Origin of the sequence: Pseudomonas sp. YQ_5 (assembly GCF_043103305.1) — a bacterium.
Lineage (GTDB): Bacteria > Pseudomonadota > Gammaproteobacteria > Pseudomonadales > Pseudomonadaceae > Aquipseudomonas > Aquipseudomonas putida_Y.
Window position 1 is genome coordinate 82,248 of record NZ_JBICJS010000027.1, and the last position, 16,520, is coordinate 98,767.

The 16,520-nt window shown below is 63.1% G+C and carries 11 protein-coding genes; 6 read left to right on the top strand and 5 right to left on the bottom strand.

The window, feature by feature from the left end; translation table 11 throughout:
* Nucleotides 1-23: 23 nt before the first annotated feature.
* From ACF8EA_RS04785 to mfd, 3 genes are read right to left on the bottom strand one after another with little or no spacing between them, the layout of a single operon-like run.
* On the bottom strand, nt 24-3,341 hold the full coding sequence (locus ACF8EA_RS04785) for an SNF2-related protein (RefSeq protein WP_392521190.1): 3,318 nt from the start codon (nt 3,339-3,341) through the stop codon (nt 24-26).
* Between the two features lie 4 nt (nt 3,342-3,345).
* Nucleotides 3,346-3,918, bottom strand: coding sequence for a peptidoglycan binding protein CsiV (locus tag ACF8EA_RS04790; RefSeq protein ID WP_028697563.1), 573 nt, complete (start codon nt 3,916-3,918; stop codon nt 3,346-3,348).
* 9 nt (nt 3,919-3,927) lie between these two features.
* The gene (gene mfd, locus ACF8EA_RS04795) at nt 3,928-7,377 is read right to left on the bottom strand and encodes a transcription-repair coupling factor (protein WP_392521191.1); all 3,450 of its coding nucleotides are present in this window, start codon (nt 7,375-7,377) and stop codon (nt 3,928-3,930) included.
* 167 nt (nt 7,378-7,544) lie between these two features.
* On the opposite strand from mfd, the gene ACF8EA_RS04800 reads away from it, so the two are divergent.
* The 3 genes from ACF8EA_RS04800 to sthA all read left to right on the top strand — a co-directional run bounded on the left by ACF8EA_RS04800 (nt 7,545) and on the right by sthA (nt 11,785).
* Nucleotides 7,545-9,008 carry a glyceraldehyde-3-phosphate dehydrogenase gene (locus ACF8EA_RS04800; RefSeq protein WP_021785419.1) on the top strand — a complete coding sequence of 488 codons (1,464 nt, stop codon included), beginning with the start codon at nt 7,545-7,547 and terminating at the stop codon, nt 9,006-9,008.
* 179 nt (nt 9,009-9,187) lie between these two features.
* Nucleotides 9,188-10,186, top strand: a complete 999-nt coding sequence (locus ACF8EA_RS04805) for an FAD:protein FMN transferase (RefSeq protein ID WP_392521192.1) — start codon at nt 9,188-9,190, stop codon at nt 10,184-10,186.
* Nucleotides 10,187-10,390: 204 nt separating this feature from the next.
* The gene (gene sthA, locus ACF8EA_RS04810; protein ID WP_021785418.1) at nt 10,391-11,785 is read left to right on the top strand and encodes a Si-specific NAD(P)(+) transhydrogenase; all 1,395 of its coding nucleotides are present in this window, start codon (nt 10,391-10,393) and stop codon (nt 11,783-11,785) included.
* A 48-nt stretch (nt 11,786-11,833) separates the two neighbouring features.
* Here the strand turns inward: sthA and ACF8EA_RS04815 are convergent, their stop codons facing one another.
* Together ACF8EA_RS04815 and ACF8EA_RS04820 are read right to left on the bottom strand one after the other, a co-directional pair.
* On the bottom strand, nt 11,834-12,550 hold the full coding sequence (locus tag ACF8EA_RS04815) for a glycerophosphodiester phosphodiesterase (RefSeq protein ID WP_021785417.1): 717 nt from the start codon (nt 12,548-12,550) through the stop codon (nt 11,834-11,836).
* A gap of 31 nt (nt 12,551-12,581) precedes the next feature.
* The gene (locus ACF8EA_RS04820; protein WP_021785416.1) at nt 12,582-13,166 is read right to left on the bottom strand and encodes a PilZ domain-containing protein; all 585 of its coding nucleotides are present in this window, start codon (nt 13,164-13,166) and stop codon (nt 12,582-12,584) included.
* 93 nt (nt 13,167-13,259) lie between these two features.
* Between ACF8EA_RS04820 and ACF8EA_RS04825 the strand changes: the two genes are divergently transcribed.
* The 3 genes from ACF8EA_RS04825 to ACF8EA_RS04835 are packed head-to-tail and all read left to right on the top strand — an operon-like array spanning nt 13,260 to nt 16,503.
* Nucleotides 13,260-14,510: a lipoprotein-releasing ABC transporter permease subunit gene (locus ACF8EA_RS04825; protein WP_021785415.1), complete on the top strand. Its 1,251-nt coding sequence runs from the start codon at nt 13,260-13,262 to the stop codon at nt 14,508-14,510.
* 7 nt (nt 14,511-14,517) lie between these two features.
* Nucleotides 14,518-15,201 (top strand): lipoprotein-releasing ABC transporter ATP-binding protein LolD, encoded by a 684-nt coding sequence (lolD, locus tag ACF8EA_RS04830; RefSeq protein ID WP_172402812.1) that lies wholly within the window; start codon nt 14,518-14,520, stop codon nt 15,199-15,201.
* A gap of 60 nt (nt 15,202-15,261) precedes the next feature.
* The gene (locus tag ACF8EA_RS04835) at nt 15,262-16,503 is read left to right on the top strand and encodes a lipoprotein-releasing ABC transporter permease subunit (protein WP_392521193.1); all 1,242 of its coding nucleotides are present in this window, start codon (nt 15,262-15,264) and stop codon (nt 16,501-16,503) included.
* Nucleotides 16,504-16,520: the final 17 nt, after the last annotated feature.

The window sequence follows — 16,520 nt, forward strand, 5'->3', positions numbered from 1 at the left end:
CGCGGGCTGTATCCGTTTTCGATCTATCGCCCGCGTTTTCCGGGCAATGGCGCAAACAGGGCCTCGATTTCTTCATCGCCAAGCCGCCACTGCCCAGCCTGCCCGCCGTCCAGCAGGCTGGCGGCCAATGCTGCCTTTTCCTGCTGCAGCAGCTGGATCTTCTCCTCCACCGTGCCCCGGGTAATCAGCTTGAACACGAACACCGGCTTGTCCTGACCGATGCGGTAGGCTCGGTCAGTAGCTTGGTTTTCGCTGGCCGGGTTCCACCAGGGGTCGAAGTGGATCACGGTGTCCGCCGCCGTCAGGTTCAAGCCTACGCCCCCCGCCTTCAGGCTGATCAGGAACACTTCGCTGTTACCTTGCTGGAACTGCTGCACTGGCGTGCGACGGTCGCGAGTGTCACCGGTCAGCAGGCTGTAGCGGATCTTGCGCTTCTCGAGCTCCTGCTCGATCAGCGCCAGCATTGAGGTGAACTGTGAGAACAACAATACCCGGCGCCCTTCGCTGAGCAGTTCTTCGAGCATTTCCAGCAGCGCACCCAGCTTGCCCTTGTCGGCCTGGTTGCCTTTGCTTTCCACCCCCTTGACCAGGCGCAGGTCGCAGCACACCTGGCGCAGCTTGAGCAACGCATCGAGGATCACGATCTGGCTGCGTGCGGCACCATTGCGGGCGATTTCGTCGCGGACTTTCTGGTCCATGGCTACTCGCACGGCCTCGTAGGTATCGCGCTGGGCGTCACTGAGCTCGACCCAGTGCACCATCTCGGTCTTGGCCGGCAGCTCTGTGGCCACCTGCTCTTTGGTGCGGCGCAGCAGGAACGGCCGGATGCGGCTGGCCAGGTGGGCCATGCGCTCGCTGTCACCGTGACGTTCGATCGGGTTGCGGTAATCCTGGTTGAAGCGCTTCAGGTCGCCCAGCCAGCCGGGCATCAGAAAGTGGAAGATCGACCACAGTTCGCCCAGGTTGTTTTCCATCGGCGTGCCGGTCAGGCACAGGCGCTGGCCGGCCTGTAGCTCGCAGACGGCGAGGGCGGCCTTGCTGCTGCTGCTCTTGATGTTTTGCGCCTCGTCCAGTATCAGCATGTGCCAGGCCTGGGGGCGCAACTGTTCGAGGTCGCGTGGTATCAGGGCGTAAGTGGTCAGGACCAGGTCGTACTCATGGAGCTTGGTGAAGTGCTTGCTGCGCCCCGGCCCATGCAGGGCCAGTACGCGCAGGCCGGGCGCGAAGCGCTGGGCTTCGTCCAGCCAGTTGGGTATGAGGCTGGTTGGCATGACCGCCAGGGCCGGTGTACTCAGGCGCCCGGATTGCTTCTCCAGCAGCAGATGGGCCAGGGCCTGCAGGGTCTTGCCCAGGCCCATGTCGTCGCCGAGGATGCCGCCGGTACCCATTTCGCGCAAGGCCTGCAGCCAGTTCAGGCCTTGCTGCTGATAGGGGCGCAAGCTGGCCTGCAACCCGGTGGGCGGTTCTACCTGCAGGTCGCGGGCATCGCGCAGGCGGCGGCCCAGATCGCGTACATGCTCGCCACCTTCCCAGTGCAGGGGCAGGCCTTCGATTTCGTTCAGGCGCGCGGCGTCGGCGCGCTCCATGCGCAGGGACGGGCCTGCCGTGTCCTCGTGCAAGTAGAGCTCGCCCAGGGTGCCCATGACTGCCTTGATGCGGCCGTAGGGCAGGGCGACGCGCAAGGCGGGGGCATCGGGACGGCCGCGGTTGAGGTCGATCAGCAGGTGCTCATCGTCACTGCGCCGGGCCAGTTCGCTAGGGCGTAGCAGCTCCGGGCTGCTGCGCAGCAGGTGCAATACGATCGGCAGCAGGCTGTGGCGTTGGCCATCGACCACAATGCCTAGTTCCAGGTCGAACCATTCATGGCCGGGCGCTTCGTCGATGGTTGCATACCAGTCGTCCACCTCCTGAAGGTTGAAGGCGAAGTCGCGGTGAATGTCGATGTCCCAGCCGGCTTCGCGCAGGCGCGGCAGGCCTTCGCGGGCAAAACGCAACCAGGCTTCGTCGTCTGGCAACTGATGCATTTCGCCGGCGCTGTCGGGGAGTGCCTTGCTCTGCCGTGTGGCAGGTTTGAAGCCGAAATCGCGCAGCATCTGGCGCAACGCCTGCTCGGCTTGAGTCTGGCGGCGAATGCGCTGGCTGGTGCTGCCTGCCAGGCGGGTCAGTGGCTTTTCATCGGTGCCGCTGGCCTGCAAGCCGTCATAATCGAACGCCAATGCGGCGCGATGTTGCATCTGCCGTTGCATGCGACCGGTTTTTGGCATGTAGGCGGTGTATTCAAGGCTGCCGAGAGCAAGAAGGGGCTTTGGCTGGATGTTATCGAGCAACTGCTCCTGCACTTGCGTCGGGGTCGGCACCTTGTGGCTGAGGGCATTGAGCTTGTGGCTCAGGGGTACGACCAGGTGTTCCGGTACATCGGGTGCGATAGTCAACTGCACGGCGACGTGCGGATCCAGGCTGTGCTCGACTTTGCCCACTTCACGGGTCGGCAGGTTCAGGTAGTAAAGCGGCAGCAGCGGGATGACGCAGCGCAGCATTTCTTCGCCGCTGTACCACCGCCCCCGGTAGTTTCCGTTGTCCAGGCGTACCCAGCGAAACTCGGCGTGGCGCACCGGGCCTTCATGAAGCGGGGGGAGGTCGGTATCGAAGAACATTCGCCCGGTTTCGAGGGCGCGCTGGAACAACTCGCCACCTTCGTGGCCCTTCAGTTTGTAACCGCGATCTTGGCCGCCGCCCTGATTCAGGGCCGAGAGCAGGCGCAGAATGCGGATGTCTTCGTCTGTTACGAAGCGCGGTGGCTCGTAGAGAAAGTCGTAAAGTGACTGGACGCGGCTGAAGCGGATGCCGTCTTCCGTTCGCGTGCCTTTGCGGACAAGCAGGGCGCAGCCGGCATCGTCGGTGAGCTGCAGCTGATAGCACACCATGCGCCCGCGTTTGTCTTCGGTCGCGTCGGTTTTGGGTGGGGCCTGCTCCAGGCCGCTCAACCAGTGCTGCAGTTCGGCGGACAGGGTGCCCGGGTTGGCTTGCATGCCCCCATTACTGGAAAAGCGGTCGCTCACGCAGAAGAGTACAGCGGCGCAATGCTTGCAGTTATGCCGTACCGGGCAATCGCATTCACCGCGCACATGGCAGCGGCCGCCCGCCACGTGCAGCTCGATGCGTTGCCGGTAGTGGTTGTTGCCGCTCCCCTGGCAATTGGCGGTGATGGTCTGCCCATACACGCCCTCCAGTTCGGCCCTGCCTTCCTCGGCATACCGCTCACCGCGCTGCAGGGCAGCTTTGCTGAACGATTGAATCCAGTTCGGATAAGCGTTCACCATCTCGGCGGCATCGTGCTTCATTGGCCTACTGCTCCATCATCTCCGGGTCCATCACCGGCATTTTCGGCGTACCCGGTGGTGTCACCTTCAGCAGTACCGCCAGGTGCCCGCCGTCGAGAAAGGTCAGCTGGCCGCCCTTGACGTTGCTGTTGCTTTGCCTGAACTGCTCGCTTTGCAGCACGTTGCCGTTGCCATCCAGCTGGTTGACCCAGAAGTTGGCCTCGACGGTGATGAAGCGGCCTTCAGCGATGCTCAGGTTGCCTTCGATAGGGAAGTGCCCGAACTGTTCGGTGCCTTCGCCCACGGCGATGCGGCTGGGTTCGCTGCCCACCTGCTGCTGCCAGGCCTTGTGCATCAGCACCGTGTAGTCGGCGGTGGCTTCCAGGCGGGTGGCTTCATCTTCCAGTGCTGGGGGGCGCTCGGCGTCCTTGGTCAGGCGTGGGGCGCCGGCGCTCCAGTCTTCGGGGGCGAACGGGCTGGTGAAGGCGGGCACGCTGTTCTGCCGCACCAGAATCATTTCTACCTGATACAGGCCTTCGGCGAAGGCAGCTGGGGCGAACAGCGCCAGCAGCAGGGTCAGGCAACGGATGGCACGCATGGGTCTTCCTTAGGCAGGCTGTGGGGTCAGGCGCTCGAACAGCGCCTCCAGGGTATTGAAACGTTCGTCGGGGCGTTCCATCGGTACCAGGAAGCGGAACTGGGTAGCGCCTTCGAACTTGTAACGTTTGGGCTGGCCCTGGATCAGCTTGATCAGGGTCAACGGGTCGACCGGGGTTTCGGCTTCGAACTCGAGCTTGCCACCATTGGGCCCCGCATCGACTTTCTTGATCCCGAGCTTTTCCGCGTGCAGCTTGAGCGACGTCAGGCGCATCAGGTTCTTGGTCGGCTCTGGCAACAGGCCGAAGCGGTCGATCATCTCGACCTGCAAGTCCTTGAGGCCTTCTTCGTCGGCAGCCGAGGCAATGCGTTTGTACAGGATCAGACGCGCATGCACGTCAGGCAGGTAGTCTTCGGGGATCAGTGCCGGCAGGCGCAGGTTGATCTCCGGGCCGCCGCCCAGTGGTTGCTCAAGGTTCGGCTGGGTACCTTTACGGATTGCCTTGACCGCGCGCTCGAGCATTTCCATGTACAGGGTGAAGCCCACCGCCTGGATCTGCCCGCTCTGGCCTTCGCCCAGCAGCTCGCCGGCCCCGCGGATTTCCAGGTCGTTGGTGGCCAGCACGAAGCCTGCGCCAAGGTCTTGTGTGTTGGCGATCGCCTCCAGGCGCTTTTCGGCGTCGGCGCTGACCTTCTGACGGGTAGGTGTGAGCAGGTAGGCGTAAGCCTGGTGGTGGCTACGGCCAACCCGGCCACGCAACTGGTGCAGCTGGGCCAGGCCGAACTTGTCGGCGCGCTCGATGACGATGGTGTTGGCGCTGGGCACGTCGATACCGGTTTCGATAATGGTCGAGGCCACCAGCACGTTGAAGCGCTTGTGGTAGAAATCGCTCATCACCTGTTCCAGCTCGCGTTCGCGCATTTGCCCGTGGCCGATGCCGATGCGTGCCTCAGGCACCAGCTCGGCAAGGTCGGCGGCGCATTTTTCGATGGTTTTCACATCGTTGTGCAGGTAGTACACCTGGCCACCGCGCAACAGTTCGCGCAGCAGCGCCTCCTTGACCGTGCTCTTGTTCTGCTCCATGACGAAGGTGCGCACAGACAGACGGCGTGCTGGCGGCGTGGCGATGATTGACAGGTCGCGCATGCCCGCCACCGCCATGTTCAGCGTGCGCGGAATCGGCGTGGCGGTCAGGGTGAGGATGTCGACCTCGCTGCGCAGCGCCTTCAGCTGTTCTTTCTGGCGTACGCCAAAGCGGTGCTCTTCATCGATGATGGCCAGGCCCAGGTCTTTGAAGCGCACGTCGTCCTGCAGCAGCTTGTGGGTGCCGATGAGGATGTCGATCTTGCCTTCGGCAAGGTCCGCGGCGGCGGCGGCCACTTCCTTGGCCGACTTGAAGCGGCTCATCACTTCCACGGTCACGGGCCAGTCGGCAAAGCGGTCGCGGAAACTGTTGTAATGCTGCTGGGCAAGCAGGGTGGTGGGCACCAGTACAGCCACCTGGCGGCCACTGTGCACGGCGATGAACGCCGCGCGCATGGCCACTTCGGTCTTGCCGAAGCCCACGTCGCCACAGACCAGGCGGTCCATTGGCTTGGGTGCCAGCATATCGGCTCGCACGGCCTCGATTGCAGCCTGCTGGTCCGGGGTTTCCTCGAACGGGAAGCCGGCGCTGAAGGTGGCGTAGTCGGCGGACGGGTCGGCAAACGCGTAGCCCTTGCGCGCGGCGCGGCGGGCATAGATGTCGAGCAGTTCGGCGGCCACGTCGCGGACCTGTTCGGCGGCCTTGCGCTTGGCTTTCTGCCAGGCCTCCGAACCCAGCCGGTGCAGCGGTGCCAGGGCGTCGTCGCTGCCGGTGTAGCGGGCGATCAGGTGCAGGTTGGCCACCGGCACATACAACTTGGCGTTCTCGGCGTATTCCAGCGTCAGGAATTCGGCGGCCTGGCCGTCGATTTCCAGGGTGGCCAGGCCCAGGTAGCGGCCGACACCATGGTCGATGTGCACCACCGGCGCGCCTTCGCGCAGCTCGGTGAGGTTCTTGATGACCGCGTCGTTGGCGGTTTCGCCGCGCTTGTCACGGCGCCGGCGCTGCATCACCCGCTGGCCGAACAGTGGGCTTTCGGCAATCAGGGCCAGGCCTGGGTCGTCCAGCAGCAGGCCGTCGTCCAGCGGGGCGATGGTGATCGCCAGGCGCTCGGCACCGGTTATGAAATCGTCCCAGCCATCGACGGTATGCGGGCGCAGCTTCAGCCGTTCGAGCAGCTCCAGCAGCACTTCACGGCGGCCCGCTGATTCGGCAGTGAACAGTACGCGGCCGGGGAACTGGTCGAGGAAGTTGGCCAGCTCGGCCAGCGGCTGGTTGGCCTTGGCCTCGATGGCCAGGTTGGGCAGGGCGCGCGCCGGGAAGCGCTCGCGGCCCACCCCAGGGTCGAGCTCTTCGCTGCTGACCACTACCCGGGGCCACTGCTTGAGCCGGGCGAAGCAATCTTCCACCGGCATGAACAGCTCGGCCGGCGGCAACAGCGGCCGGCTGAGGTCGCCGCGGCGGTCTTCATAACGCCCGCGCACGTCGTTCCAGAAGTGCTCGGCGGCCTGTTCTACGCCGGGGAGCGAGAACACCTGGGTGTCGGTCGGCAGGTAGTCGAACAGGGTCGAGGTGTCTTCGAAGAACAGCGGCAGGTAGTACTCGATACCGGCGGGGATGATGCCGCTGGCCAGGTCCTGGAAGATTGCACTGCGGCGGAAGTCGACGTCGAAGCGCTCGCGAAAGCGTGCCTTGAAGCGGGTCACTTCTTCCTTCTGCATCGGGAATTCGCGTGCTGGCAGCAGGCGCACCGAATCCACCTTGTCGATCGAGCGCTGGGTCTCGGGGTCGAAGGTGCGCAGCGTCTCGATCTCGTTATCGAACAGGTCGATACGGTAGGGTAGCTTGCTGCCCATCGGGAACAGGTCGATCAGCGCGCCGCGCACGGCGAACTCGCCATGCTCGTAGACGGTGTCGACGCAACGATAACCGCTGGCTTCCAGGCGCGTGCGCATCTGTTCCACGTCGATGGTCTGGCCCACATCCAGCACCAGGCTGCTGCCCAGCAGAAAGCGTGTGGGCGCCAGGCGGTGCAGGGCGGTGGTGATCGGCACCACGAGGATGCCGTGGCTCAGCTCCGGCAGGCGGTACAGGCTGGCGATGCGCTGGGAGATGATGTCCTGGTGCGGCGAGAACAGGTCGTAGGGCAGGGTTTCCCAATCGGGGAACGGCAGCACTGGCAGGCCCGGGGCAAAGAAGCGCAGCTCCTGCTCCAGACGGTCGGCGGCCTGGCTGTCGGTCGTCAGCAGCAGGGTGAAGCGGCCAGCGCTGCTGGCAGCCTCGGCGATGGCAAGGCTGAGGGCGGCACCGGGCAAGTTGCCCCAGGTTTGTTTGCCGGCCGTGGCCGACATTTGCGGTAGGCGCAGAACTGACACGGGAGATTGCACTCCAAGCGTTGCGGCAAAGAGACCGATTGTACCGGTGACGGTGCCGGCTGTCAGGCTCGAAAGGGCATGAGCGCTGGCTTGCGTCACTGCGACAGGCGCTCATTGCCGGTTCCGCGTCGGGGCGTCATAATGTAGCCCCTTTTTTCTGTCCCTACATGTGGAAGGTTCCCGTGACTCAGAAGCCCGACCAGTGTCTTGGTGAGTGGATTGATCGTGAAGCCCTGGCTGAAGCGATGATCCCGCTTATCGGTCAGCTCTACCGCAATAACAACGTGGTGAGCTCGATTTATGGCCGCAGCCTGATCAACCGTTCGGTTATCTCGATCCTCAAGGCGCACCGCTTTGCGCGCCACCGCCAAACCGACGAAACCGAACTGTCCGTCCACGAGACATTCCCCCTGCTCAAAGCCATGAGCGAGCTGAAACTGGGCGCCGCATCGGTCGACCTGGGCAAGCTGGCCAACAAGTTCAAGCAGGAAGGCAATGGCCGCACTGCCGAGCAGTTCGTCCGTGAAGAGCTGGCTGACGTGGTTGGCCAGCAGAACGCTTCGGCGCGTAAAGGCACCGACGTTGTTCTGTACGGTTTCGGTCGCATCGGCCGCCTGCTGGCGCGCATCCTGATCGAGAAAACCGGTGGTGGTGACGGCCTGCGTCTGCGTGCCATCGTCGTGCGCAAAGGCGCCGAAAACGACCTGGTCAAGCGTGCCAGCCTGCTGCGCCGTGACTCGGTGCATGGTCCGTTCGATGGCACCATTACCATCGACGAAGCCAACAACACCATCACCGCCAACGGCAACCTGATCCAGGTTATCTACGCCAAGAACCCGAGCGAAGTCGACTACACCCAGTACGGCATCGACAATGCGCTTGTTGTTGACAACACCGGTGTATGGCGTGACGCCGACGGCCTGGGCCAGCACCTGGCCTGCCCTGGTGCTGCCCGCGTGATCCTCACCGCACCTGGCAAGGGCGCGCTGAAGAACATCGTGCACGGTATCAACCACGGTGACATCACTGCCGATGACAAGATCATCTCGGCGGCCTCCTGCACCACCAACGCCATCGTGCCGGTGCTCAAGGCCATCAACGATCAGTACGGCATCGTCAACGGCCACGTCGAAACCGTTCACTCGTTCACCAACGACCAGAACCTGATCGACAACTTCCACAAGGGCAGCCGCCGTGGCCGTGCCGCGCCGCTGAACATGGTAATCACTGAAACCGGCGCCGCCACCGCCGCTGCCAAGGCACTGCCAGTGCTGAAGGGCAAGCTGACCGGCAACGCCATTCGTGTCCCGACGCCGAACGTTTCGATGGCCATCCTGAACCTGAATCTGGAAAAGGCCACCACTCGCGACGAGATCAACGAGTACCTGCGCCAGACCGCCATGCACTCGGAACTTCACAAGCAGATCGACTACGTGGCTTCGCAGGAAGTGGTTTCGACCGACTTCGTGGGCTCGCGCCATGCCGGTGTGGTTGACGCAGAGGCGACCATCGCCAACGACAACCGCGTTGTTCTGTACGTCTGGTACGACAACGAGTTCGGTTACAGCTGCCAGGTGGTTCGTGTGATGGAAGACATGGCCGGTGTGAACCCGCCAGCGTTTCCACGCTGATTCGCTTGTAAGGCAATGAAAAAACGGGAACCTTCGGGTTCCCGTTTTTTTTATTCTGAATGTGTGTTGTCAGTGCTGGCCCTTTCGCGGGTAAACCCGCTCCTACAGGATTATCGCTGCCCCTGTAGGAGCGGGTTTACCCGCGAAGAGGCCAGCACCGGCAACCGAGAAACCCTACTGTGCGCACAGCCCTACTGTTCATTCTGCTGCTACTCACCGCCTGCAACCAGGGCCCCACCCTGGAGCGTCTGGGTGGCCCGACCATGGGCAGCAGCTACAGCATCCAGTACGTCCGCGAGCCTGGTGGCCCGGTGCCGGCCCAGGTGCAGAGGGCGGTTGAAACCATCCTGCATGACATCGACCACCACTACTCGACCTACCGCGGCGATTCCATCGTCAGCCAGTTCAACCGGTTACCCGCCGGTGAGTGCCTGGCCCTGCCGCCCGATATGCTCGAATTGGTCAGCCTCGGCCAGCACCTTGCCGAACAGAGCGATGGCGCTTTCGATCTCACGGTAGAGCCTTTGCTCGACCTGTGGGGCTTCGGCCCTCAGGCCCGTCACGAGCAGGTGCCCGAACCACAGGCACTGGCCCAGGTGCGCCGGCGCGTGGGCTACCAGCATCTGCGCATCAAGGGGCGCGCCCTGTGCAAGGATGCCCCGGTGCAGCTCGACTTCAACAGCATCGTCGCCGGCCATGCTGTTGACGTGATCGCTGCGCGCCTGCAGGCCATGGGTGTCAGCAGCTTTGTCGCCGAGGTCACTGGCGAGTTGAAGGCAGTTGGCCGCAAGCCTGACGGCAGCCCTTGGCGCATTGCCCTGGAACTGCCTCGCGAAGACCGGCAGGTCGCCCGCCAGATCATCCCGGTCAATAGCCTTTCAGTATCAACCTCGGGTGACTATCGGCACTATTTCGAGCAGAATGGCCAGCGCTATTCGCACACCTTCGATGCCCGCCTCGGGCGCCCGGTCGAGCATGACCTGGCGGCCGTTACGGTGCTGGACGCCTCAGCACTGCAGGCCGACGGCTATTCGACGCTGCTGCTCATCCTGGGTCCGCAGCGAGGCTGGGATTTTGCCGTGGCGCATGACCTGGCTGCGGTTTTGGTGACTCGAGCAGAGGGAGGCTTCGTCTCCCGATCTACGCCCGCGTTCGAACGGGCAGTGAAAGGCCAGTGAAAGCACAAGCAGGGATGATTGCCGCCAGGGAATGGGTGAAGCATATGTAGTGCGGGCAAAATTGGCCTACGACGCGACCAAGGGTTAATGTGCGCGGCGTTCCGGGTTGATTAGACTGCACCCGAATTTTCTCATGGCGCCCCGGCGGCATGATCGTGCCCCGCAAGCGACCGTGGCTTGCGGGCCAGTTCTGAAGGAGTACGCATGGCTGTCTACAACTACGACGTAGTGGTGCTGGGTTCCGGCCCGGCCGGTGAAGGCGCGGCAATGAACGCCGCCAAAGCAGGGCGCAAGGTAGCGATGGTCGATGACCGTCGCCAGGTTGGTGGCAACTGCACCCACTTGGGTACCATTCCGTCCAAGGCACTGCGTCACTCGGTGCGGCAGATCATGCAGTTCAACACCAACCCGATGTTTCGTGCCATCGGCGAGCCACGCTGGTTCTCGTTCCCGGACGTGCTGAAAAGCGCCGAGAAGGTCATCGCCAAGCAGGTGGCATCGCGCACCGGCTACTATGCCCGCAACCGCGTCGACGTGTTCTTCGGCACCGGCAGCTTCGCCGACGAGCAGACCGTGGAAGTGGTGTGCCCCAACGGCGTGGTCGAGAAGCTCAACGCCAAGCACATCATCATTGCAACCGGCTCGCGCCCTTACCGCCCGGCCGACATCGACTTCCACCATCCGCGGGTTTACGACAGCGACACCATCCTCAGCCTCAGCCATACCCCGCGCAAGCTGATCGTGTACGGTGCCGGCGTAATCGGTTGCGAATACGCTTCGATCTTCAGTGGCCTGGGCGTATTGGTCGAGCTGGTCGACAACCGCGGCCAACTGCTGAGCTTCCTCGACTCGGAAATTTCCCAGGCGCTGAGCTACCACTTCAGCAACAACAACATCACAGTGCGTCACAACGAAGACTACGAGCGCGTCGAAGGCCTGGACAACGGGGTGATCCTGCACCTCAAGTCGGGCAAGAAGATCAAGGCCGACGCCTTGCTCTGGTGCAACGGCCGTACCGGCAACACCGACAAGCTGGGCCTGGAAAACATCGGCATCAAGGTGAACAGCCGCGGCCAGATCGAGGTCGACGAGGCCTACCGCACCGCCGTGCCGAACATCTACGGTGCCGGTGACGTGATTGGCTGGCCAAGCTTGGCCAGTGCGGCCCATGACCAGGGCCGGTCGGCCGCTGGCAGCATTGTCGACAATGGCAGCTGGCGCTTCGTCAACGACGTGCCGACCGGTATCTACACCATTCCGGAGATCAGCTCGATCGGCAAGAACGAGCAGGAACTGACCCAGGCCAAAGTGCCGTACGAAGTGGGCAAGGCCTTCTTCAAAGGCATGGCGCGTGCGCAGATCGCCGGCGAGCCGCAGGGCATGCTGAAGATCCTGTTCCACCGCGAAACCCTGGAAATCCTCGGTGTGCATTGCTTCGGCTATCAGGCTTCGGAAATTGTCCACATTGGCCAGGCGATCATGAACCAGCCAGGTGAGCACAACAACCTGAAGTACTTCGTCAACACCACGTTCAACTACCCGACCATGGCCGAAGCCTATCGGGTAGCTGCCTATGACGGCCTGAACCGGCTTTTTTGAGCGGCTCCGACCGGTGGCCTGAGCCGGTCGGAGAGACCGATTTCAACCCTACCCGAGGGTGGTCTTGGCCAAACCGGGAAAGTCTGTAATCAGGCTGTCCACACCAAAGTCAGCCAGCCGGCGCATCAGTGCCGGCTCGTTGACCGTCCACACCGACACATGCAAACCCTGGCCCTGTGCTTTGAGCAGGCGCTCGGGGGTGCACAGTGTCCAGTTCAATGCCAGCAGCTCGCAGCCATAGTTATGTGCCACCTTCAGCGGGTCGAGCCAGGCGTATTCGGCCACCAGCCCGCGTTTCACGTCCGGCACCAGTTCCAGGGCGGCGCCCAGTACCTCGCGTGAACTGGAGGTGATGGTCACCTTGTCCAGCAAGCCATATTGCTGGGCCAGTTCACGGATCGCCAGGACAGTGGTGGCCGCGCGGGTGCGCGAGGCGCTTTTCACTTCCAGCTGCCAGTGCTCGAACGGGCATTTTTCGAACAGCTCTTCCAGTTTCGGGATCGGGCAGGGCTGCACATGGCCCGGGCCGCCTTTGCGGGCATCGATCTTGACCAGGTCGGCGGCCGGGTGCTCGACCACTTTGCCGCGACGGCCAGTGGTGCGCTTGAGGGTGGCGTCGTGGATGACCATCAGTTCGTTGTCGGCTGACAGGTGCAGGTCCAGCTCGCAGCGGGTCACGCCATGGGACAGGCATTGCTGAAAGCTTTTCAGGGTGTTCTCGGGTGCTTCGCCCTTGGCGCCGCGATGGCCGTAGATCAGGGTCACGTTCGTTCCTTCAAATCAGGGGAAAATTGGCTCAGGAGGCAGGGTCGTTCAGTTCCAGCTGCTGGCGCCGTTGCTGTTGCTGGCGCTGCAGGATGTAACGGGCCAGCAGTTGTCGTTGGGCGTCGGTCATGTCGATGAACTCGGTGCCGACCTCGAAGCCGCCTTCCGGGCGAGGGTCGCAATGGCTGACCTTGCCGCGCAGCAGCAGGCCATGGGCACGTGGCATCAGCACCATTTTCACCTTCACTCGTGTACCGGGGTCAATCCGTGTGGCTTGGACGGATTCGATGCCGCCTTCGGAAATGACCACCGGTACTGGCTCGCCGACCTCGCCAAGCAGGGTTTGCGCAACCACCGCGCTAAGCAAGTCGAGGCGCTTGTTCTGTGCCCGCAGGAAGGCGGCGAGCGTGCGGTCCTTGTCGCTCAGCTGGCGCAACAGGTGTTGCGACTCGAAGTCGGACAAGTGCAGTTCGCTGAGCAGGTTGAACAGCGGCGAATCATCTTGCAACACATCTGGTTCGAGGGCTTCGGCCGCGCTAAGGGGGTTTATTTGAAGTGCGATCCGATCTTCGATGCGGTAGTATTCGCGGCGATCTTCTTCGTCTAATGTCGTCATGGCGAACCCAAGGTAGCGGCGGTGGTCCGAGTGTAAAGCCGCCGTAGGCGCCTCGCCACAAGGACGTTCCCTTTCATCCGAACAAGCCCCGACATGTTCAGACCTCTTTTCGCATTCATCGGCACGCGTTATACCCGTGCCAAACGTCGCAATCACTTCGTCTCGTTCATTTCCCTGACCTCGATGATCGGCCTCGCCCTGGGCGTGGTGGTGATGATCGTGGTGCTGTCGGTGATGAACGGTTTCGATCACGAGATGCGCACCCGCGTGTTGGGCATGATTCCCCATGCCACGCTGGAGAGCGGCCAACCCATTGCCGACTGGCAGGCCCTTGCCCAACAAGTAAAGCAGAATCCGCAGGTGGTAGCGGTTGCGCCGTTCACCCAGATGCAGGGCCTGCTGACCCATGATGGCAAGGTGCAGAAGGTGCTGCTCAACGGCATCGACCCCGCTCGCGAGCGCGAGGTGTCGATCATCGACAACTTCGTCCTGCAAGGCCGCCTGGACCAGTTGGCGCCGGGCGAGTGGGGCATCATGATCGGCGACAAGGCAGCGGCCAAGCTGGGCGTTGCCATCGGCGACAAGCTCACCTTCGTCGCCCCCGAGGTCAGCGTGACCCCTGCCGGCATGTTCCCGCGCATGAAGCGCTTCACCGTGGTTGGCACTTTCCACGTTGGCGCGGGCGAGATCGACGGCTACCTGGGCCTGACCAACATCAGCGACCTGTCCCGCCTGCACCGCTGGAAGCCCGACCAGGTCCAGGGCCTGCGCCTGAAGTTCGACGACCTGTTCCAGGCGCCGCGTGTAGCCTGGAGCATCGCCCAGCAGCTGGGCGACCAGGAATTCTATAGCCGTGACTGGACCCGTACCCACGGCAACCTGTACCAGGCGATCCGTATGGAAAAGGCCATGATCGGCCTGCTGTTGCTGCTGATCGTGGCGGTGGCAGCGTTCAACATCATTTCCACCCTGGTGATGGTGGTCAACGACAAGCGCGGCGACATCGCCATCCTGCGCACCCTGGGCGCCACGCCCGGGCAGATCATGCTCATCTTCATGGTCCAGGGCACGGTGATCGGGGTGATCGGTACCCTGATCGGCGCCGTGGTCGGGATCTTCGCGGCGCTGAACGTGAGCGCCGCGATCGCCGGCATCGAGAAACTGATCGGGCACAAGTTCCTCAACGCCGACGTGTACTTCATCGATTACCTGCCGTCGCAGATCCTGGCCCAGGACGTGTACATGGTCTGCGGTGCGGCACTGGTCCTGAGTTTCTTCGCCACCCTGTATCCGGCCTGGCGTGCGGCCCGCACCCAGCCTGCAGAGGCGCTACGTTATGAGTGAGTCGCGCATGAGTGATAAAGCCGTTCTGAGTTGCCGCAACCTGGGCAAGTCCTACGACGAGGGCCCGGAGTCGGTGCAGGTGCTGTCCGGGCTCAACCTGGAGCTGCAAGCCGGTGAGCGGGTCGCCATCGTCGGCAGTTCCGGCTCAGGCAAGAGTACCTTGCTCAACCTGCTGGGCGGCCTCGACCGGCCGACCCAGGGCAGCGTATGGCTGGCTGGCGAAGAGCTGTCGGCACTGGGCGAGCGTGCCCGTGGCCTGCTGCGCAACCGTGAGTTGGGTTTTGTCTACCAGTTTCACCACCTGCTGCCGGAATTCACCGCCATCGAGAACGTGTGCATGCCGCTGCTGATCGGCCGAACGCCCATCCCCGAGGCTCGGGAGCGCGCCGAGGCGCTGCTCAAACGGGTAGGCCTGGGCCACCGCTTGAACCACAAGCCGGCCGAGCTGTCCGGCGGCGAGCGCCAGCGCGTGGCGATTGCCCGGGCGCTGGTCAACCGCCCCGGCCTGGTGATGCTCGACGAGCCGACCGGCAACCTCGACCACCATACCGCCCAAGGCATCCAGGAGCTGATGCAGGAGCTGTCCGGTGCCTCGCGCACGGCATTCCTGGTGGTCACCCACGACCTCAACCTGGCGCGGCAGATGGACCGCGTGTTGAAGCTCGACGATGGCCACCTGGTGGCAATCTGATCGACTGTCGGGGTGGCAAGTGCTGCCCCGTTTTCCTGTTTTCATTGGGTGATTTCGTACATGTTCAGACCCTTGCCCATCTTTATCGGTGCGCGCTACACCCGAGCCAAGCGTCGCAACCACTTCATTTCGTTCATCTCGATGACTTCGATGATCGGCCTGTCGCTGGGCGTGCTGGCGATGATCGTGGTGCTGTCGGTGATGAACGGCTTCCAGCGCGAAATGAGCTCGCGCATTCTCGGCCTGGTGCCGCATGCCGCCATCCTTGGCGTGCAGCCGCTGGACGATTGGCACAAGGTAGCCGACGCAGCCATGAAGAATCCGGCGGTGATGGCTGTGGCGCCGATTACCGAGATGGAAGGCATGCTGTCGTACAAGGGGGCCATGCAGCCGATCCAGGTGGGTGGTATCGACCCGGCCGAGGAGGGCAAGGTTTCCATCGTTGGCCAGCACATTGTCCAGGGCCGCCTGCAGGACTTGCAGCCAGGTGAGTTTGGCGTGGTCATCGGCGAGCTGACCGCACGCCGCTTCCGCCTGAACACCGGCGACAAGCTGACCTTGATCGTGCCGGAGATCAGCAAGGAACCGGGTGGCATCACCCCGCGCATGCAGCGCCTCACCGTGGTCGGCATCTTCAAGGTCGGCGCCGAGCTGGATGGCTCGCAGGCCTATATCCATGTCGCTGATGCTGCCGAGATGCAACGCTGGGCACCGGGCCAGGTGCAAGGCGTGCGCCTGAAACTGCACGACCTGTATGCCGCTCCGCAGGTGTCCAAGGCGATTGCCGCCGGGCTTGGCGACGCCTACCGCGCCGATGACTGGTCGCATACCCAGGGCAGCCTGTTCAGCGCCATGAAGATGGAAAAGACCATGATCGGTCTGCTGCTGATGATGATCATCGCGGTGGCGGCGTTCAATATCATCGCCACCCTGGTGATGGTGGTGAACGACAAGGGGCCGGACATTGCCATCCTGCGTACCTTGGGCGCCACGCCGGCGCAGATCATGGGCACGTTCATGGTCCAGGGCAGCCTGATCGGCATTGTCGGCACGCTGATTGGTGGCGTACTGGGCGTGATTGCGGCGTTCAATGTCAGCCAGATTGTCGGTTGGCTGGAGCGGGTGAGCGGGCAGCACATCTTCACGTCGGATGTGTATTTCGTCAGCAGCTTGCCGTCGCAGTTACAGTGGGGGGATGTGGCGATGATCTGCACCGCCGGCCTGGTGATGAGTTTCCTGGCGACCATTTACCCGGCCTACCGGGCCTCGCAGGTGCAGCCGGCGATTGGCCTGGCGGTTTGATGTTTGCCTGAGATCCT